Annotated in this window: 14 protein-coding genes; 2 read left to right on the top strand and 12 right to left on the bottom strand. The window is 71.6% G+C overall.

The window, feature by feature from the left end:
- Positions 1 to 10: 10 nt before the first annotated feature.
- Positions 11 to 2,122 (bottom strand): MMPL family transporter, encoded by a 2,112-nt coding sequence (locus ACOKM3_RS37230; protein WP_426905671.1) that lies wholly within the window; start codon positions 2,120 to 2,122, stop codon positions 11 to 13.
- A gap of 173 nt (positions 2,123 to 2,295) precedes the next feature.
- Here ACOKM3_RS37230 and ACOKM3_RS37225 point away from each other — a divergent pair, with 173 nt between their 5' ends.
- Positions 2,296 to 2,667, top strand: a complete 372-nt coding sequence (locus tag ACOKM3_RS37225) for a VOC family protein (protein WP_426905670.1) — start codon at positions 2,296 to 2,298, stop codon at positions 2,665 to 2,667.
- 1 nt (position 2,668) lies between these two features.
- Here the strand turns inward: ACOKM3_RS37225 and ACOKM3_RS37220 are convergent, their stop codons facing one another.
- The 10 genes from ACOKM3_RS37220 to ACOKM3_RS37175 form a co-directional block, all read right to left on the bottom strand.
- A complete protein-coding gene (locus ACOKM3_RS37220; protein ID WP_426905669.1) occupies positions 2,669 to 3,319 on the bottom strand; it encodes a response regulator in 651 nt (216 codons plus the stop codon).
- Complete coding sequence (locus ACOKM3_RS37215; RefSeq protein WP_426905668.1) at positions 3,316 to 4,500, bottom strand: sensor histidine kinase; 1,185 nt, start codon at positions 4,498 to 4,500, stop codon at positions 3,316 to 3,318. Before ACOKM3_RS37215 ends, ACOKM3_RS37220 begins: the two co-directional genes overlap by 4 nt.
- Positions 4,501 to 4,630: 130 nt before the next feature.
- The gene (locus ACOKM3_RS37210) at positions 4,631 to 5,554 is read right to left on the bottom strand and encodes a TauD/TfdA dioxygenase family protein (protein ID WP_426906993.1); all 924 of its coding nucleotides are present in this window, start codon (positions 5,552 to 5,554) and stop codon (positions 4,631 to 4,633) included.
- 399 nt (positions 5,555 to 5,953) lie between these two features.
- Positions 5,954 to 7,408, bottom strand: coding sequence for a glyceraldehyde-3-phosphate dehydrogenase (locus ACOKM3_RS37205; RefSeq protein WP_426905667.1), 1,455 nt, complete (start codon positions 7,406 to 7,408; stop codon positions 5,954 to 5,956).
- A gap of 54 nt (positions 7,409 to 7,462) precedes the next feature.
- Positions 7,463 to 8,653 (bottom strand): GDSL-type esterase/lipase family protein, encoded by a 1,191-nt coding sequence (locus ACOKM3_RS37200; RefSeq protein WP_426905666.1) that lies wholly within the window; start codon positions 8,651 to 8,653, stop codon positions 7,463 to 7,465.
- Positions 8,654 to 8,697: 44 nt separating this feature from the next.
- Positions 8,698 to 9,270 carry a TetR/AcrR family transcriptional regulator gene (locus ACOKM3_RS37195; protein ID WP_426905665.1) on the bottom strand — a complete coding sequence of 191 codons (573 nt, stop codon included), beginning with the start codon at positions 9,268 to 9,270 and terminating at the stop codon, positions 8,698 to 8,700.
- Between the two features lie 85 nt (positions 9,271 to 9,355).
- Positions 9,356 to 10,630, bottom strand: coding sequence for a GDSL-type esterase/lipase family protein (locus ACOKM3_RS37190; protein ID WP_426905664.1), 1,275 nt, complete (start codon positions 10,628 to 10,630; stop codon positions 9,356 to 9,358).
- A gap of 164 nt (positions 10,631 to 10,794) precedes the next feature.
- Positions 10,795 to 11,559, bottom strand: coding sequence for a malonate transporter subunit MadM (gene madM / locus ACOKM3_RS37185; protein WP_426905663.1), 765 nt, complete (start codon positions 11,557 to 11,559; stop codon positions 10,795 to 10,797).
- A gap of 1 nt (position 11,560) precedes the next feature.
- The gene (gene madL, locus ACOKM3_RS37180) at positions 11,561 to 11,989 is read right to left on the bottom strand and encodes a malonate transporter subunit MadL (RefSeq protein WP_426905662.1); all 429 of its coding nucleotides are present in this window, start codon (positions 11,987 to 11,989) and stop codon (positions 11,561 to 11,563) included.
- Positions 11,990 to 12,072: 83 nt separating this feature from the next.
- A complete protein-coding gene (locus ACOKM3_RS37175) occupies positions 12,073 to 15,042 on the bottom strand; it encodes an AMP-binding protein (protein WP_426905661.1) in 2,970 nt (989 codons plus the stop codon).
- A 141-nt stretch (positions 15,043 to 15,183) separates the two neighbouring features.
- Between ACOKM3_RS37175 and ACOKM3_RS37170 the strand changes: the two genes are divergently transcribed.
- Complete coding sequence (locus ACOKM3_RS37170; protein ID WP_426905660.1) at positions 15,184 to 15,855, top strand: GntR family transcriptional regulator; 672 nt, start codon at positions 15,184 to 15,186, stop codon at positions 15,853 to 15,855.
- Positions 15,856 to 15,936: 81 nt separating this feature from the next.
- Here the strand turns inward: ACOKM3_RS37170 and ACOKM3_RS37165 are convergent, their stop codons facing one another.
- Positions 15,937 to 18,624, bottom strand: a complete 2,688-nt coding sequence (locus ACOKM3_RS37165; protein WP_426905659.1) for an ATP-binding protein — start codon at positions 18,622 to 18,624, stop codon at positions 15,937 to 15,939.
- Positions 18,625 to 18,746 lie beyond the last annotated feature (122 nt).

The following is an 18,746-nucleotide window of genomic DNA, read 5'->3' as shown; positions in this document are numbered from 1 at the left end:
GTGCTCTCCCTTACTGACGTGGCGTCACCAGGGTTTCCTTCGGGGCCTCTTCCTCCTGCACGCCGAACCGGTCGTGCACCCTGCGCAGCGCTCGCGGCGCCCACCACGCACGCTTGCCCATGAGGGCCATCGTCGCCGGTACGAGCAGCATCCTTACGATCGTCGCGTCGATCACGACCGCCAGGGTGAGGCCGAGGCCGATCTCCAGGATGGGCGCGAAGCCGCCGGTCATGAAGGCGCCGAAGACGACGGCGAGGAGCAGCGCCGCGCAGCTCACGACGCGGCCCGAGCGCCTCAGCCCGGTCACCACCGCTTCCTGCGCGTCCCCCGTGGTGCGCCACGACTCGCGCATCCGGGCGAGGATGAACAGTTCGTAGTCCATGGCGAGCCCGAAGGCGATGGCGACGATCAGCGGGGGCGCGGTCAGACTGAGCGCGCCGAGGCCCTCTCCGCCGAGCCAGGACGCGGCGTGCCCGTCCTGGAAGACGAGGACCACCACGCCGAGCGCGGCGCCGAGGCTGAGCAGGGTGGTGAGGATCGTCCGCAGCGGGATCAGCAGCGATCCGGTGAACGCGAAGAGCAGCGCGAAGATACCGGCGAGGACGGTGAGCGCGGCCCACGGGGCGCGATCGGCGAGCATCTGACGGAAGTCGACGAGCCGGGCGGCGACACCCGCCACGCTCACCGGATTGTCCCCGCGCAACTCCCGTACGTCTTGCACGAGTTGGGTAGCGGTCGCTCCGTCGACCGAACCCGACGGGGTGACGCGCAGTACGCGGGTGCCGTCGTCGAGGGCCCGGGTCTCGGTCGACGCGACGCCGTCCAGGGCCTTCACGCGGGCCTCGAAGGCGGGGTCCGTGCCGGGGCGTGCCACGACGACGACCGGGTCGACGCCGACACCCGCCGGGTAATGCTGTTGCATGGTGTCGTACAGCTGCCGCGCCTCGGTGGAGGCGGGGAGTTGGCGGGCGTCGCCGATGTCGATACGCAGGTTCGAGACGGGCAGCGCGAGCGTGAGCAGGGCGAGGACGCTCACCGTCGTCACGGCGATGGGGCGGCGGGCCGCGAACATCGCGAGGCGGGCGAAGACGCGGCCCTCCGTGCCGGGCGCGCGGGGCTTGGACGGGGCGATGCGGGAGCCGAACCGGGTGAGCAGCGCGGGCAGCAGGGTCAGCGCGGCGAGCATGTCGACGACCACGACGGCGGCCACGGCCAGGCCCATGCTGCGCAGGAAGGGGCTCGGGAAGACGAGCAGTCCGCTGAGGCTGACGGCGACGGTGAGGCCGGAGAAGAGGATGGTGCGGCCCGCGCGTTCGACGGTGCGGTGCACGGCCTCGGTGACGTCCGCGCTCGTCCGGCGTTCCTCCCGGAAGCGCATCACCATAAGCAGCGCGTAGTCCACGGCGAGGCCGAGCCCGAGCATCGTCGTCACCTGGATCACGTAGACGGAGATCTCGGTGACCTGGCTGAAGCCGAACAGGGCGAGGAACGCGCCCGCCACGCCGCTGACCGCCACGAGCAGCGGAAGACCGGCCGCGCGCAGCCCGCCGAAGATGAGCAGGAGCAGCCCGAGCACCACCGGCAGGGATATCAACTCGGCGCGCTGGACGTCCTCTTGGGCCCGCTCGCCGAGCTGCTGCCCGAGCAGCGGGCCGCCACTGACGTGCACATCGGCGCCGTCGATCTCCTTGACGCGGTCGGCCACGGCGGCGACGGTCTCGTCCTCCGCGTCGTCGTCGAGTCCGCCCTTCAGGGTGACGGGCACGATGAGCGCGCGGCCGTCGGCGGAGGCCAGGCCCTCGGTGGCGTACGGGTCGGGCACGGCGGCGACGCCGGGGATGCGGCGCAGCTCCGCGGCGGTCCGCTCGACCTGGCCGCGCAGCTCGGGATCGGTGACACGGCGCGCCTCGACGACGGCGCTGAGGGATTCGCCGCGCGGGTCGATGTCGTCGAGGAGTTCGGCGGTGCGGTCGGACTCGGTGCCCGGCACGTCCGGCACCGAGTCGGAGAGCCGGCCGAAGACGCCGGTGCCGAGCCCGAAACCGAGCACGATCAGGGCGAGCCAGGTGAGGATCACGGTACGGGGGCGGCGGGTCGCCGCCCGGGCGAGTGCGCTGAGCACGGCGCCTCCTCGGAGGGTTCCGGTGGGACACCGTCAGCGTGGTCGCGCGGAGGGGTCCGGCGGATCGCCGGGGCGGGCGGTTCCCGGCTCGCGCGTGGGAGGGAGTCGGGGCGCGCGGCATGGGTCGCACGGGTGAGTGACAGCCGCCGGGCGCGCCGGACATGCTGATGCGCATGCCGGTCTCGCTGCACCACATCGTCATCGACGCCCACGATCTGCCCGCCCTGGCCCGCTTCTGGGCCGGTGCGCTGCGCTGGCGGATCCTGTCGGAACGGGAGCGCGAGGTGGTGATCGGCCCGGACGAGAACGCGCAGGTCGGCATCTGCTTCATGCCGGTCACGGACCGCAAGGCGGTCAAGAACCGGCTGCACCTCGACCTGACCTGCACAGCCGAGGACCGGGACGCGGAGATCGAGCGGCTCGTCGGGCTCGGGGCACGCAGCGCGGACGTGGGCCAGCGCGGCGACGCGTCGTGGTCGGTGCTGGCCGACCCGGAGGGCAACGAGTTCTGCGTGGTGCGCCCGAAGCGGACGCTCACAGGCTGAGCTAGCCCGGCGCCACCAAGCCCGACTCGTACGCGCAGATGACCGCCTGCACCCGGTCGCGCAGGTGGAGTTTGCTCAGGACGTTGCTGACGTGGGTCTTGACCGTGTGCTCGCTGACGTGGAGGGTCGCGGCGATCTCCGCGTTCGTGAGGCCGCGGGCGAGGTGGCGCAGGGTCTCCAGCTCGCGGGCGGTCAGGGCCGAAAGGGTGGGCGTCTCGCGGGAGTTGGGCCTGCGGCGTGCGACGTCGGCGACGAGGCGGCGGGTCACGGACGGGGCGAGGAGGGAGTCGCCCGCCGCGACGACGCGGACGGCGTGCACGAGGTCGTCGCGGCGGACGTCCTTGAGGAGGAAGCCGGACGCGCCCGCGTACAGCGCCTCGTAGACGTACTCGTCGAGGTCGAACGTGGTCAGCATGACGACGCGGCAGCTGGACTGTTCGCAGACGCGGCGGGCCGCTTCGATGCCGTCCATGTGCGGCATGCGGATGTCGAGCAGGAGGACGTCGGGGGCGTGGCGGCGCACAGCGGTGACGGCCTCCGTGCCGTCGGCCGCCTCGGCGACCACCTCGATGTCGGGCTGCGCGTCGAGGATCATGGTGAAGCCGCTGCGCACCAGCTCCTGGTCGTCGGCGACCACGACGCGGATGCTCATGGCGCGTGTTCGGCCGCGGGGCGGCGCGCGGCGGGCAGCCGGGCAGTGACCCGGAATCCGCCGTGCGGGCCCGGGCCGCTGTACGCGCTGCCGCCGCAGGCCGCGGCGCGCTCCTCGATGCCGACGAGTCCGCGCCCGCCACCGGCCTCGGGCGTGTCGGGTCCGGTTCCGTCGTCCGTCACGGTGATCGCCAACTCCGCGTCCCCCCAGTCGAGTTGTACGTCCGCCCGGGCAGCGTACGCGTGCTTGACCGTATTGGTCAGGGCCTCCTGGACGATCCGGTACGCGGCGGTCTCCGTTTCGGGGGCGAGGGGGCGGGGGTGGCCCGTGGTGCGCAGGGTGACGGTCACCTCGGTGGTCGCGGACACCTGGCGGATCAGGTCGGGGAGGCGGGCGACGCCGGGGGTGGGCGCGACGGCGGGGTCGCCGACGCCGCGCTCACCGTTGCCGTGGTCGGTCAACACGCCCAGGATCAGGCGGAGTTGCTGCATGGCCTCACGTCCGGCGCCCGCGATCGCGTCGAACGCCGCCTCGGCACGCGCCGGGTCGCTGCGCACCACGACGGGGCCCGCCTCGGCCTGCACGACCATCAGGCTGACGGCGTGGCCGACCACGTCGTGCATGTCCCGGGCGATCCGGGCGCGCTCGCTGGTCACCGCGCGGGCCCGGTCGACCTCGCGCTCCCGCTCCACGGCGCGGGCGCGCTCCTCCAGGGCGGTGGTGTACGCGCGCTGGGTGCGGGCCAGCACCCCGAACCCGTAGGCGCTCAGGAGGCTGAGCAGGTGGAAGGCGTACTCGAAGGGCTCGGCGTGCTCCTTCATGGACATCGTCGCCGACGCTCCGATCAGCCAGCCGACGAGCATGACGCGGCGCGGCACCGGCTCCGCGTACGCGGCGAGCGTGTAGAGCAGGACGAGTCCGCCGTACACGACGTCGGGCGGCGGCGCGTGGTAGAGCGCCATGGCCGGGGTGGCGACGGTCACGAGGACCGCGCACAGGAGCGGTGCGCGCCGCCGCCAGATCAGCGGCACGGACGTGCCCGCGCCCAGCAGGAAGCCCTGCCAGGACAGCGGGTCGCCGTCCTCGTCGGGGAAGAGGAACTGCAGGGACACGGCGAACAGGACGAGGGCGGCCAGCGCCCCGTCGACGAGGTACGGGCTGGTGCGGCGCGGCAGACGCATGGTGCGGCTCCTCGTGACCTGGGTCCCTGTGCAGAGTCTTCGCGGAGTTCTCTGCGGGGCCAGTATCGAGGGGGCGGCCCGCGGGGCACCTCGCCGGTGAGAGGGATTTCGGGCCGCCCGCACCGGATTGCTAGAAGGGGCGGTCCCCCGCGATGGCGACGCGTTCGGCGACCCGGCGGGCGTCGCCGTAGTCGGCCACCGCGTAGTGCTGGGTGGCGCGGTTGTCCCAGAACGCGAGGTCGCCCGGCTGCCAGTGGAACCGCACCTGGAACTCCGGCACATGGGCCTGCTGGTACAGCAGGCGCAGCAGCCGGTCGCTCTCGGCGCGCTCCATGCCGAGGATCCGGGTGGTGAAGGAGGTGTTCACGAAGAGCATGCGCCGCCCGGTCTCGGGGTGGCGGCGCACGACCGGGTGGGTGACCGGCGGGAACGACTCCTGCCACTGGGCGAGGCGTTCGGGGCCATAGAAGCGGCGGAAGCCCGGCAGGAAGTCGTGCTCGGCCTCGGCGCCCTCGATGCGCGCCTTCACCTCGTCGGAGAGGTTGTCGTACGCGGCCGCCATGTCGGCCCACATGGTGTCGCCGCCGAACGGCGGGACCTCGCGCAGTTGCAGCACGGCGCCCAGGGCGGGGCGCTCACGGAAGGTGACGTCGGTGTGCCACACGTTCTCGTAGCTGGGGACGCCGCCTGCGCCCTTGTCGAAGCGGACGACGTCCTCGCTGTCGCCGCGCTCCAGGAGCGGGTTGGTCTCCAACTCGCCCCAGTTACGAGCGAATTCCTTCTGACGCTCGCTGCTCAGGTGCTGGCCGCGGAAGAACAGGACCTTCCATTCGAGCAGGGCCCGGTTCAGCTCCTCGCGCAGCTCTGGGGAGAGTGGCAGGCTCAGGTCGAGGCCGCTGATCTCGGCGCCGATGGTGGCGCCCTGCGGGGTGAGGTCGAACAGCTCGTAGGGGCGGTCCTGCCAGCCGTCCGGGGTGCGGCGCAGGACGCGGCGCCCTTCGTAGAGGCCGTCGGCGGGGATGTGGGCGGGGCGCAGCGAGAGAGAAGGGGGCATTTCGGTCACGGACAAGGGGGCCTCCACAGGCACGCAGTGACGAGGGAACGCGCTGAACGCGAGAGTGATCCGTACGTGCGGTATGCGGTACGCGGTGCGTGCGGTACGTAGTACGTGCGTGGCCGTCGCCCTACCGGGCGGTGGCTTCTACAAGGCGTACAGCAACGCGTGCTGCACGACGTACAACAAGACGTACGGGAAAGTTCGGCGAGGGGTCTACAAGCCCGCTACAAGCCGCTGCGCGCGCAACCACATCGGTCCGGAACGGGGGCCGTTCCGAGAGCGTGGGCGCGATGCATGAACATGTGCCCCATCCTGCGCCCCAGTTGATCATTCCGTCAAGTGCCGCGAGGCCGGCCCCGCGGAGAGCGGGACCGGCCTCGGGAGAGGTACCGGGTGTCAGGCGGTGGGCGCCGGGAACGTCGGGTACTCGACGCCGGAGACGTGCTGGACGACGCGGATCACCTGGCACGAGTAGCCGAACTCGTTGTCGTACCAGAGGTAGAGGATCGCGTTGTCGCCGTCGACCTTGGTCGCGCCCGCGTCGACGATCGAGGCGTGCCGGGAGCCGAGGAAGTCGCTGGAGACCGCGTCGGGCGAGTCCGTGAAGTCGATCTGGCGGCGCAGCGGCGAGTTCAGCGAGACGTCGCGCAGGTGGTCGAGGACCTCTTCGCGGCTGGTCTCGCGGCCGAGCCGCAGGCTGAGGATCGCGATCGAGACGTCCGGGACGGGGACGCGGATCGAGGAGCCGGTGATCGGCGCCTTGAGGTCAGGCAGGGCCTTCGCGACGGCGGAGGCGGCGCCGGTCTCCGTGATGACCATGTTGAGCGGCGCGGAGCGCCCGCGGCGGTCGGCCTTGTGGTAGTTGTCCAGCAGATTCTGGTCGTTCGTGAACGAGTGGACGGTCTCCACGTGACCGCGCTGCACCCCGTACTCGTCGGCCATCGCCTTGAGCGGCGGCACGATCGCGTTCGTGGTGCAGGAGGCGCAGGACAGGATCTGCTCGTCCGGCTTGATCGTGTCGTGGTTGACGCCGTGCACGATGTTCGGCACGTCACCCTTGCCGGGCGCGGTGAGCACGACCTTGTCGATGCCGGGCCGCAGGTGCGTGGAGAGGCCCTCGCGGTCGCGCCACTTGCCGGTGTTGTCGATCAGGATGGCGTCCTTGATGCCGTACGCCGTGTAGTCGACCTCGGACGGGTCGTTGGCGTAGATCACCTTGATCGCGTTGCCGTTGGCGTTGATCGTGCTGTTCGCCTCGTCAACGGTGATCGTGCCCTGGAACTGGCCGTGGATCGAGTCGCGGCGCAGCAGCGAGGCCCGCTTCACGATGTCCTCGGCGGCCCGCTCACCGCCGCCGCGCACGACGATGGCGCGCAGCCGCAGGCCATTGCCGGATCCCGCCTTCTCGATGAGCAGGCGAGCGACGAGGCGGCCGATGCGGCCGAAGCCGTAGAGGACGACGTCGCGGCCCTCACCGCGCTCCAGCTTCAGGGCGCCGGTCGCGCCGGCGACGGCCTCGGCGGTGAACTCCTCGACGCTCAGGCCCCGGTCGTCGGTCTTGTACGTCATGGCGAGGATGCCGAGGTCGATCTGGGAGGGCCCCAGGTCGAGGTCGGCGAGGGCCTTCAGGAAAGGCATCGTCTCGGTGACCGAGAGCTCCTCGCCGGCGATCTGGCGGGCGAATCGGTGGGCCTTCAGCAGGCTGACCACCGACTTGTTCACCAAGGAGCGGCTGTGCAGCAGGACGTTCACGTCCCGCTCGCGGTGCAGCTTCCCGATGATCGGGATCATTGCCTCCGCGGTCTCCTCACGGTGCTTCCAGTTGGTGAACGAGTCGTCGTTGACAGTCACGTGCGTCTCTTTCGAGCTAGGCGGCGCTCATATGCTAACCCGCCCGCTCGGCTGTCATTTCAGGGGGCCGAGCCCCAGCTCGGCGAAGCGTTCGCCGATGCGGCGGTGGGCGGCCGCGTCGGGGTGGACGGCGTCCGGCAGCGGGAGTTCCTCGTGGTCGGCCTCGCCGTACAGTTCGCGGCCGTCGAGGTAGTGCAGGTGCGGGTCGTCGGCGGCGCGCTGGGCGACGATGCGGGCCAGTTCCTCGCGGATGGTTTCGAGGGTGAGCCGGCCCTGGGCCACCTCCCCCGGGTCGCCGGTCGCCATGAAGCGCATCTGCCCCTCGGCGACGGAGCTGAAGTCGGGCATGAGCGGGCCGGGCGTCTTCTCCTGGATCGGGCAGAGGATCGGCGAGACGACGAGGAGCGGCGTGGTCGGGTGCCCCTCGCGGATGGTGTCGAGGAAGCCGTGCACGGCCGGGGTGAAGGCCCGCATGCGCATCAGGTCGGCATTGACGACGTTGATCCCCATCTTGACGCTGATCATGTCGGCCGGGGTGTCCCGCAAGGTGCGCGCAGTGAACGGGTCGAGCAGGGCGCCGCCGCCGAAGCCCAGGTTGACGAGGTCGACGCCGCCGAGGGAGGCGGCGAGCGCGGGCCAGGTCGTGGTCGGGCTCGCCGCGTCGGAGCCGTGGCTGATGGAGCTGCCGTGGTGCAGCCACACCTTGCGGTCGGACTCCCCGAGGGGCGCGGCGGGCTCCACGGGCGCGTCCGTGCGCAGGGCGACGAGCTCGGTGGTCTCGTTGTGCGGCAGCCAGATCTCGACGGTCTTGGGGGCGTCGGACAGACCGGCGAACCGGAGCGTGCCCGGCTCCCCCGGCGCGTGCTCGAAGGTGCCCGCGCTCATGTCGATGGTCAGGGTGTCGCCGCCCGTCACGCTCCCCTGGCCGGCGAGCCGTCCGTCCACGAGCAGGTCGTAGAGGCCGTCGGGGCGCGGCGGCACGCCTGCGTAGACGCGCTTGGTCGGCACCGTGTCGAGTTCGACGACGGTGGCGCGGGTGCGGAAGGCGAGGCGGACGCCGGAGGGCTGCGACTCGGCCATGGCCAGCTGGCCGTCCGTGTTCTGGGCGCGGGCCCAGGCGGGGAGGCGGTGCGGGAGGAGACCGCGGGCGGTGCGCTCAATGTCGATCGCACCGTGGACGAGGTCGTCCGTCAGCGGTGTGGTGGTCAATGTGTGGACGGGGTTCGGGCTGTTCGTGCTGTTCACTGTGGCGTCAATCTGTTGATCAAGAGGGTGGACGGCGTGCGGGCTCACGCCCGCTCGGGCCAGTTCCGCAGCAGTGCGTCGAGCGCGTCCAGGCTGCGCGCCCAGCTCTCGTCCGAGTCGGGTGCGCTGTGGCTGAATCCGCCGGCCAGTTCGAGGCTGACGTAGCCGTGGAAGACGCTGCCCAGGAGCCGGACCGCGTGGGTCTGGTCGGGTTCGGTGAGGTCGTAGCCGCGCAGCAGCGCCCGCGTCATCTGCGCGTGCCGGACGCCCGCGCTGGCCGCCGCCGTCTCCGGGTCGAGCCGGTACTGGGCGGCGGCGTAGCGGCCCGGGTGTTCACGGGCGTAGTCACGGTAGACGTTGGCGAGGGCGACGAGGGCGGCCTTGCCGGACCGCCCCGCGAGGGCGTCGGCGGCCCGGTCGGCCAGCTCTTGCAGAGCGATCAGGGCGATCCGCGTCTTCAGGTCGTGCGAGTTCTTGACGTGCGAGTACAGGCTCGCGACCTTGACGTCGAACTGCCGGGCGAGGGCCGAGACGGTCACCTGCTCGAAGCCCACCTCGTCGGCGAGTTCGGCACCGGCCCGCGCCAGTCGCTCCGCGGTCAGTCCGACGCGTGCCATGACCGTACGCCCTTCCCTCACACCCCTGGCTGTTACCGAAAACCAGTGTGCATCTGCCTAACACCTTTAGGCAAATCCCAGGGTCCTACAGGGAGCCGGAGGCCACCATCCGCAGCGAGATCGAGTCGGCGATCGCCTGCTGCCCGGCGATGTTCGCGTGGACGCCGTCCCCGTTGTCGTACGCGGGCTTGATGCTGTTCGGGTGCAGCGGGTCCTTCAGGACCTCGTCGAAGTCCATGACGCCGTCACAGGTCCCGGCGCACGAACTCGCCTTCTTCGTAAAGAGGTTGACCGTGTGGCGGTCCAGGTTGTTCTGGTCCGTGTAGCCGGGGCGGGGAGTGATGGGCGTGACGTAGATCTTGATGCCGGCGTCGCGCAGTTCCTTGAAGACCTTCTTGTAGCTGGCCAGGATCTGGTCCCCGTCGCAGCCGAAGGCGAGGTCGTTGGTGCCGTAGTAGAACAGGACCGAGGTGACGCCGTGCAGGGCGAGGACGTCCCTCTTGAGACGGCTCGCGGCGTCGAGGCCCTTCACGTTCGAAGGGGCGCCGGGGCAGTCGGCCGCGCTCGTCGTGCCGCTGATGCCCGCGTTGGCGATGGCGACCTGTTCGGTGCGCGGGAGTTCGGCGTGCACGCGGCGCGCCAGGTCGTCGGTCCAGCGGCGGTTGGTGCCGGTCTCGGTGCAGCCGGGGCCGCAGTTGGTGCTGCCGACGCCGTCGACGACCGAGCTGCCGTAGGCGACCGCCGTGCCGTTCAACCGCGAGTTGTGCACGTCGACCGCGCTGACCAGGTAGGTGGCGTCGACGGTCTTCGTGTACGCGGCGCCGCTGGTGTCGGCGGTGTGGTCGCCTGTGCCCTCCGGCGTCAGGTAGTTGGTGCGCAGCGCGGTGCGGTGCTGCCCCGGGGTGGCGGCGCCCTTGAGCGCTACGGAGACGGCCACGTCGTCCTGGGCGGCCGTCTTGAGGCCGGTGGGGTCGCTCCACACCTCGCCGCCCGCGGGGACGGTGACGTGGGTCTTCCCGTCGAAGCGGACGGGATGGGTGTCGCCCTTGATGGATGCCCCGTCGCCACTCAGGCCGACGGACGCGCCGCCGACCTCCAGGGGCGCCGTGCCGAAGGTGTTCTGGATGCGGACGCGGACGCCGTCCCCGCCCTGGCTGAGATGTGTGACGGTGCGGACGGACTGGTCGCGCAGTGGGTCCGTCGCCGCGTCCTGCTGGGACTGGGCCCAGGAGGTGAACCAGGCGTTTCCGCCGCCCTGTTGGGGTCTGGCCTCGGCGGGGTGCGGGGCGGCGGCGAGACCGCCGCCCGCGAGGGCGAGGACGGCGGCTGCGACGGTCGTGAGCGTACGGAGTCGAGGCATGTGCACAACCTTCTTCCGGTGAACGGGAGTCTGGATGGTGCGGAGCTACGAACGCGAAAGTGGGGCGGTGCTACGAACGTGAAAGTGGTGCGGCGCTACGAACGCGGAAGGGGCCCGGCAAGCCCGGCGCGGGCCCCTTCCCTACTTCCTGTCGGCGATTCCTGTCAGCCGCCGACGAGCGCCCTCAACGACACGTAGAACAGCGACGGGCCGAGGAGGCAGCCGACGCCCGTGTAGAAGGTGGCGGTCATCGCCCCGTACGGGACGAGTCGCTTGTCGGTGGCCGCGAGGCCGCCGGCCACGCCGGACGTGGTGCCGAGCAGACCGCCGAAGGCCATCGCCGACTTGGCGTTGTTCAGGCCAATCAGGCGCGCGACCAGCGGCGTACCCACCATCACAACAACGGACTTGACCAGACCCGCGGCCACCGACAGCGCGATCACGTCCGAACTCGCCCCCACCGCGGTGCCCGTGACGGGACCCACGATGTACGTCGCCGCGCCCGCGCCGATGGTCGCGAGCGAGGCCGCGTCCCGGTAACCGAAGAGCGCGGCGATGAGCGCGCCCGCGACGAAGGAGACGAGGACGCCCAGCAGGATCGACAGGACGCCGGCGGGCCCCGCCCCCTTGATCTCCTTCAGGTCGACGCCGTACGCGGTGGAGACGATCGCGAAGTCGCGGAGCATCGCGCCGCCCATCAGGCTCATCCCGGAGAGCGCGGTGATGTCGGCGATCCCCGCCTCTCCCCCGGTCGCCGAGCCGCCCCAGTAGGCGAGCGCGAGGCCGAGCACGATGGCGATGGCGGAGCCCTGAAGCCGCCCTCGGGTCAGCTTCTTGGACAGCCACGCCGAGACCAGCATCAGCGTGCCGACGAGGGCGAAGGCGACTATGAGCCCGTTGTCCTTGCAGACGGAGACGAACGTATCCACGTCAGGCCCCCTGCTTCTCGGTGGCGGGCTCCGCCGCGTCCGCGCTCGCGTCACTCAGGGGCGGCAAGGGTTCCCCTTTTCCACCGATCCGCGCGATCACCGGCACGAGGGCGAATCCCGCGACGAGCGCGAGGAGGCCGGCCAGGAGAGCCATCGGGCCGCCGGTGACGGCCTTGTACACGTTCTGCGTCGACGCCATCGCGATGACGATCGGGATGTACATCGCGCTCCAGAAGAGCACGCCCTGTTCGCTCGCCTCGGGGAACTTGCCCTTCTGGCGCAGCCAGTGGGTCGCGAACACGAGCATGATCATGGCGAAGCCGACGCCGCCGACATTGGCGTCGACGCCGAGCGCCTCGCCGAGGTATTCACCGACGAGCGTGCCCGTGAGCATGCACACCGCCAGCGCTGCCACTCCATAGAGGACCATCGTCTTCTCCACACTGAGAGACCGGGAAATAAGTAAGCAAGAACGTGGGGGGTGGAGCCAGGAAACGTAAGGACGGGTAGAGATCAGGCCTTCGCGAACAAGTCCGCGTAGGTCTTGCGGAGTTCGGCCTTCTGGACCTTGCCCATGACGTTGCGGGGCAGCGACTCCACGACGCGTACGGCGCGCGGGTGCTTGAAGCGGGCGAGGTCGGGGGCGATGGAGTCGATGAGGTCTTGCTCCTGCGGCTCCTGGCCCGGTGCGGGGACGACGACGGCGACGACCGTTTCGCCGAAGTCCGGGTGCGGGACGCCGATCACGGCGGATTCGAGGACCGTGGGGTGGGCGTCGAGGAGCGTCTCGATCTCCTTCGGGTAGACGTTGAAGCCGCCCGAGATGATCAGGTCCTTGCCGCGCCCGGAGATGCAGAGGTAGCCGTCGTCGTCGATGAGGCCGAGGTCGCCGGTGATGAAGAAGCCGTCCTCGCGGAACTCGGCGGCGGTCTTCTCGGGCATCTGCCAGTAGCCGGCGAAGACGTTGGGGCCGCGGACCTCGACGCTGCCGACCTCTCCGTCGGGCAGCGGCTTTCCGGTCTCGGCGTCCACCACGCGGATCTCCGTGCCGGGCAGCGCCTTGCCGACGGTGCCGGGCTTGCGGGGCCCGCCCTCGTACGGGTTGGTGGTGTTCATTCCGGTCTCGGTCATGCCGTAGCGCTCAAGGATGGCGTGTCCCGTGCGGGCCTCGAACGCCTCGTGGTCGCTGGCGAGCAGCGGCGCCGAGCCGGAGACGAACAGGCGCATGGAGGCGCAGGTCTCCGGGGTGACCTTCTCGTGCTTGAGGAGGCGTGTGTAGAAGGTGGGCACGCCCATGAGCACGGTGGCGCGCGGCAGCAGCTCCGCGATCGCGTCGGCGTCGAACTTCGGCAGGAAGAACATGGAGGCGCCCGAGGCGAGCACCATGTTGGCGGCGACGAACAGACCGTGGACGTGGAAGATCGGCAGGGCGTGGATCAGCCGGTCCTCGGACGTGAACTGCCAACTGCCCAGCAGTGCATCGCAGTTGGAGGCGAGGTTCTCGTGCGTGAGGATCGCGCCCTTGGATCGACCCGTGGTGCCGGAGGTGTAGAGGATGGCCGCCGGGTCGCTCGCCGACGCCTCGTACACGTCGTCGTGGTGGGCGTCACCTTCGAGGAGGCTGCCGTCGCCCGCGGTGCCGAGGGTCTCGACGACGAGGTCCGGGCCCTCGCGGTGGGCGTGGTCGGCGCGGCGCTGGGGCGGGCAGACGAGGACGCGCGGCTTGGCGTCGCCGATGAAGTAGTCGATCTCGGCGCCGGTGTAGGCGGTGTTGAGCGGCAGGAACACGCCGCCGATCCGCAGCGTCGCCAGGTAGAGGGCGATGGCCTCGACGGACTTGTCGACCTGCATGGCGACGCGGTCGCCGGGGGTGACGCCGTCGGCGACGAGGCGCGCCGCGATGCGCCGCACGGTGTCCGCGGTCTCGCGGTAGGTCACGGACCGCCCGTCGGGCAGCTCGAAGAGCGCCTTGTCCGGCCGGAGTTCCGCCTGCTCGACGAAGGACCGGTGGATGGTGCGGAAGGGCGCCGTCGAGGGGCTCGGCTGCGTGCTCGTCGGGGTGGTCATCGGGGTGGTTCCTTTCTCCTTTTCCTCCGAGGCCCGGTCGTACGGGGCCTCGTGCTGCGGGAAGTCCTCTTCGAGGGGGCCGCCGACCGCGACGGAGCCCCGGCGCACGAAGTCCTCGTGGCGGCGCTCCAACTGGTCCGGTTCGTAGCGATAGTTGATCATCGCGCCGTAGGACTGGCGCCAGGCCTCGGGCGAGGAGTTGGCGGGCCAGTCGAGCTGCCAGGCGGCGGCGCCGTTGCCGAGGTGGAAGCGGGCGACGGGGTCCAGGGGGCGGCCGTCGGCGCGGCGTTCGGCGACGATGTAGCGGGCGAGGACCGGGAGGAGGCGGGGGCGAATGCGCTCGGCGTCATCGGCGGCGACTGCCGGGGCGCTCAACTCCGCTGCCAGATCCTGGAGTTCGGGCTCATGCTCGGCCCGTCCCTCCAGCCACGCCCGGAAGCCGGGGATGGGTGACAGGGTCGCGAACTGTGTCAGGTGCGGGAGTTGTTCGCCGACCTGCTCGATGACCTGCTTGATGAGGAAGCTGCCAAAGGAGACTCCGGCGAGGCCGTCGAGCGCGTTGTTGATGGAGTAGAGCGCCGCTGTGTCCGCGTGCGCGGGGCTGAGCGCGGGGCCGGGTTCGAGCAGCGGGGCGATGCTGTCGGGCAGCCCGCGGACGAGGGCGACCTCCACGAAGATCAGGGGTACGTCGCCGATGGCCGGGTGGAAGAAGGCGTAGACGCGGCGGTCCTCGGGCTCGACGCGGCGGCGCAGTTCGGCCTCGGACGCCATCGGGTGCACCCGCTCGCCGCGCAGCAGATGCCGGTGCAGCTCGGGCGGCGAGTCCACGGTGACCTCCTCCATGCGCAGGAAGCCGCGGTTGAACCAGGAGGTGAGCAGGTGGTGGAAGTCGTGGTCGAGGGGCCGCAGTTCGGGGTGGGCGGGCAGCAGGCGGCGCAGGTCGGCGCGCATGTGGACCAGGGCGAGGGTGGCGTCGGGTGCGTGGTTCATGCGGCGCAGCAGCTGCTGGCGGACCGGCTCGACGACGTCGAAGAGGCGGACGAGCTCCGCCTCTCCCTGGGAGCCGGTGGCGCGGGCCTCTTCCCAGTGACGGTAGGCGGCGCGGACCCGCTCGGCGTCGGCGTCGTAGGTCTTGGTGATGTGGGCGAAGAAGGCGAGCCGGTCGGCGTCGTCCAGCGCGTCGTAGGCGGCGAGGGCGCGGGCCGCCACGGCGCGCGTGGAGGCCTCGCCGACGTCGCTCATCAGGACTTCGCAGGCCGCGAGCAGCTGGTCGAGCGGGGCGTCGGCGGCCGACCGGTCGGCACCGCCGTCCGCTCCCGCGCCGACCTTTCCGAGGGCCCGGTAGAGGTCGGTGAGCAGCCAGCCGTCGTGACGGTCGTCATGGTGTTCGCCGTGGTGTTCCGCACGCCGTTCCATCTGCGCTCCTGCCCACGTCTCCCCACGACGCCGGATATGCATCGTGGGGCATGATGTATATAACAAGCGCACGGTAGATCACAGGAGTGACCGGCGCCACCCCCTGGAGCGGGCGGATAATCTGGGCAATCGGAGGTGGAGATGGCTCGAGTCCCTGAGGCCAGACGCGTGCGCGACGCCCTGGAGAACGCGGTGGTGGACGGCCGGTACCGGCCGGGCGAACGCCTCGACCCGGCGGAGCTGGAGCGCGAGTTCGGCTGCTCGCGTACGCCGGTGCGCGAGGCGTTGCAGGCCCTCGAGCGGTCCGGCCTCGTACAGATCCGCCCGAAGCAGGGGACATACGTCACCGAGCTGAGCGTGTCCGAGCTGGCCGAGCGCTTCGAGGTCATGGCGGAGCTGGAGGGGATGGCGGCGAGGCTTTCGGCTCGCCGCATAGAGCGCGAGGCGCTCGCCGAGCTCGAGGACGCGTTGCGGGAGTGCGAGCAGCATGCGCGCGCGGGCGACGCCGATCCTTACTACTACGCCAACGCCCGCTTCCACGCGATCGTCTACGACTCGTGCGGCAACGAGTATCTGCGCCAGCAGTCCCATGCGCTCAAGCGGGCCCTTCAGCCTTACCGGCGGCTGCAGTTGAGGGTGCCGGACCGGATGCGGCGGTCCCTCGCGGAACATCGGGCGATCGCCGACGCGATTGCCGCGGGGGCGGCGGATCAGGCGGAGGACGCGGCGCGTGAGCATGTGCTGGTGCAGGTGAAGGAGTTCAGCCAACTGGTGCGGACGTGGCGGCATTTGACGGAGCCGGCGGCGGGCTGACCCGTGGGGTGCGGCGGGCGTTGCCTACGTCGCGGGCTTGATTGGCGGGCACTTCGTCCACGCCGCAGGTACTCGAAGTGCCTACAGCAACGCCCTCGCCCGTTCCGCCAAGCCGTCCGCGCCGCACGTCTCCGCCAGGGTCAGCGCGCGGCGGGCCTGGCTGGGGTCGGTGGTGGATTCGGCGAGGTCGAGGCGGGCGGCGGCCTCCTCGTAGGCCGCCGGGGAGCCGGAGAGCTGGTGGATCGACTCCGTGAGCAGGGCGCGTGCCCGCTCCGGTGGCGCCGACGCCGCCGCGCGGCGCAGGGACTCGCCGACGACGCTGCGGGTGCCGAGCACGCCGGCCCAGTGGCGCGCGTCGGCGAGCAGCGTGGCGGCGCGCTCCGGGTCCTCCTCGGCGATCAGGTCGGCGAGGTCGTAGGGCCATGGCGCCCACTGCACGTTGTGGCGGCCGCGGATCGTCGTCGAGGCGGCCGTGCCCTCCAGTTCGGCCCTGGCCTCCTTGGTGCGGCCGAGCGCGAGCAGCAGGCGGCCGCGCACGGAGCGGGCGTCGGGGAGGATCAGCGCGTCCGGGTAGGGCGGGCGGAAGCCGTGGTCGTCGGCCAGTTGGTGGGCCTCGTCGACGTGGCCGCGGGCGAGCAGTGTGTCGATGAGCAGGCAGAGCGCGTCCCACTGGACGGTGACCCGGTCGCCGACGCGTTCGGCGAGACGCAGCCCCTCGCGCAGGTACGCCTCGGCCTCCACGAGGCGCCCGCGCCTGCGCTCGACGGCTCCGCACAGGATGTGCGCGAAGGCCAGATGGGCGCCGCTCCAGCCGCCGAGCTCGAACGTGCGCAGCCCCTCCGTGAACAGGCCCTCCGCGTCGTGCAGCCGGTCGATGTAGGCGAGCGCGATGCCGAGCAGGGCGGGGATCTCGAAGCCCCATTCGGTGTCGGTCCAGCCGAGACCGGGCGGGAGCCGTCCGTCGACGAGGACGCGGTCGCACAGGTCGGACACGTGGTCGGCGGGCTCGCCGCGCAGCATCGCGTCGAAGGCGCGCAGGGTCAGCAGGGCGCGCTCGGCGTTGTCGGCGCCGGGCAGCGGGTCGGCGAGCAGGGCGAGTTGCTCGGACCGCGCGGGTCCGTCGTCCTCCTCGGCGAGGAACGCCTCGTACATGAACCGGGCGGCCAGCAGCCGTAGTTGTTGGGTGCCGGGCGGCGTGACGGCGGCGCTGTCGGCGACGCAGCGCGCGGCGTCCCGCATCTGGTTGCTGTGGGCGAGGGCCTGGGCGAGGCGCAGGGTGGCGTCGATGCGCAACTGCTCGGTGAGGCCCGGCAGTTCGAGGGCGGCCCGCAGGTGCTCGACGGTGGTGGCGGGCGAGGAGAGCAGACAGGCGCAGCCGAGTTCGTACAGCACCTGGGCGCGGTCGACGACGGACGGCGGTTCGCGCAGGGCGCGCTCCAGGCAGCGGCGGGCCGCTTCGGGCGCGCCGACGGCCAGGTGCTCGGCGGCGGCGGCGCGCAGCAGTCGGACCGCCTCGTGGTCGTCATCGGGGTGCACCTCGAGGAGGTGCCGGGAGATCGCGGCGGGCCCGTGGCCGTGCCGGGTCAGTGTCCAGGCGGCCTGGCCGTGCAGGGCGGTGCGGGTGGCGGGCGGGACGCTGCGGTAGACGGCGGTGCCGACGAGGGGGTGCTGGAAGTCGAGCGGCTCGGAGGGGTCGAGGATCTCGCCGAAGGCGGCCGGGCGTGGACCGCCCGGCCCGCCGTCGGGTGCCAGGATGCGGGCCTCGCGCAGCAGTTGGACGCACCGGGTGGCCCGCTCCGGCGGCAGGCCCGCGAGGCCCGCCGCCGAGGCGAATGTGATGTCGGCGCCGAGGACCGCCGCGGCCCACGCCAACCGGTTGCAGTCCGCGTCGAGTTCACCGAGCCGGGCCACGATGCCGCCGCCGCGCGCCGTGGTGCCGAAGGCGCGCAGCACGATGGCGGCGTCCTGCGTCGGAGCGAGGCCGCGGGCGCTGCACTTGGCGAGCAACTCCACGGCTTCGTAGGGGTTTCCGGTGGTGACCGCCCATACCTCGCGGCAGAACACGTCGTCGGCCAGGTCGCCGAGGACGCCCCGCACCAGGTCGCCGGTGGCCTCCTGGGTGAGGGACTGGAGGGTGACGTGCAGGCGGGCGGCGCGGGCGAGTGCGGCGAGGTCGGCGGCGGCCTCGCGCGAGGCGTCCGCGAGTTCTTCGGGGCGGTGCGCGACGACGAGCAGGACCGGCAGTGCGGCGAGGCGTGGCGCGAGGGAGGCGAGCCAGGTGAGGCTCTCGCCGTCGGCCCAGTGGGCGTCGTCGGCGAGCAGTACCAGGGGGCCGTCCTTCGCGGCGATCCGCTCGTGGGCCAGTTCGGCGAGGAGGGTGTCGAGCGCGTCACGCACGCCTTGCGGGTCGGCGGGGCGGGCGCCGGGCGCGCTGAGACCGAGGGCGGGCCCCGCGACGTCGAGGGCGGGACCGGACGCGGAGCGCGGTGTGTCCGAACCGAGCGCGGGGCCGAGCAGGTGCCGCACCAGGTGGAACGGCTGATGCGTGGTGGACTCGCCGGACCGTGCCGCGTACACGGTGCAGCGCGTGCGGGCGGCGTCCGCGATCCGGGTGAGCAGCGCGGTCTTCCCGACTCCCGCCTCGCCCCGGTAGACGACGACTCCGCCGGTGCGCCGCGAACCGCACAACGCGTCCAACGCCCGCGTCGCCGCGGCCATTTCGAGGTCTCGCTCGAAGAGACGGGGTCCTGAAGGTGTGGCGTCGTCCATGCCGGTCCCTGGGGGTTGCCGTACAGCCGTATGAGGGCCGCGGTACGTGCCCGTAGCAACGGCCCGCGGAATGTGCCCACGGCACGCGTGGGCGTTTTGAACGGACTTCGAGGCTAGTACCG

This window comes from Streptomyces nidicola, from assembly GCF_050106155.1.
Lineage (GTDB): Bacteria > Actinomycetota > Actinomycetes > Streptomycetales > Streptomycetaceae > Streptomyces.
This window is presented reverse-complemented; position numbering and strand designations above follow the sequence as displayed.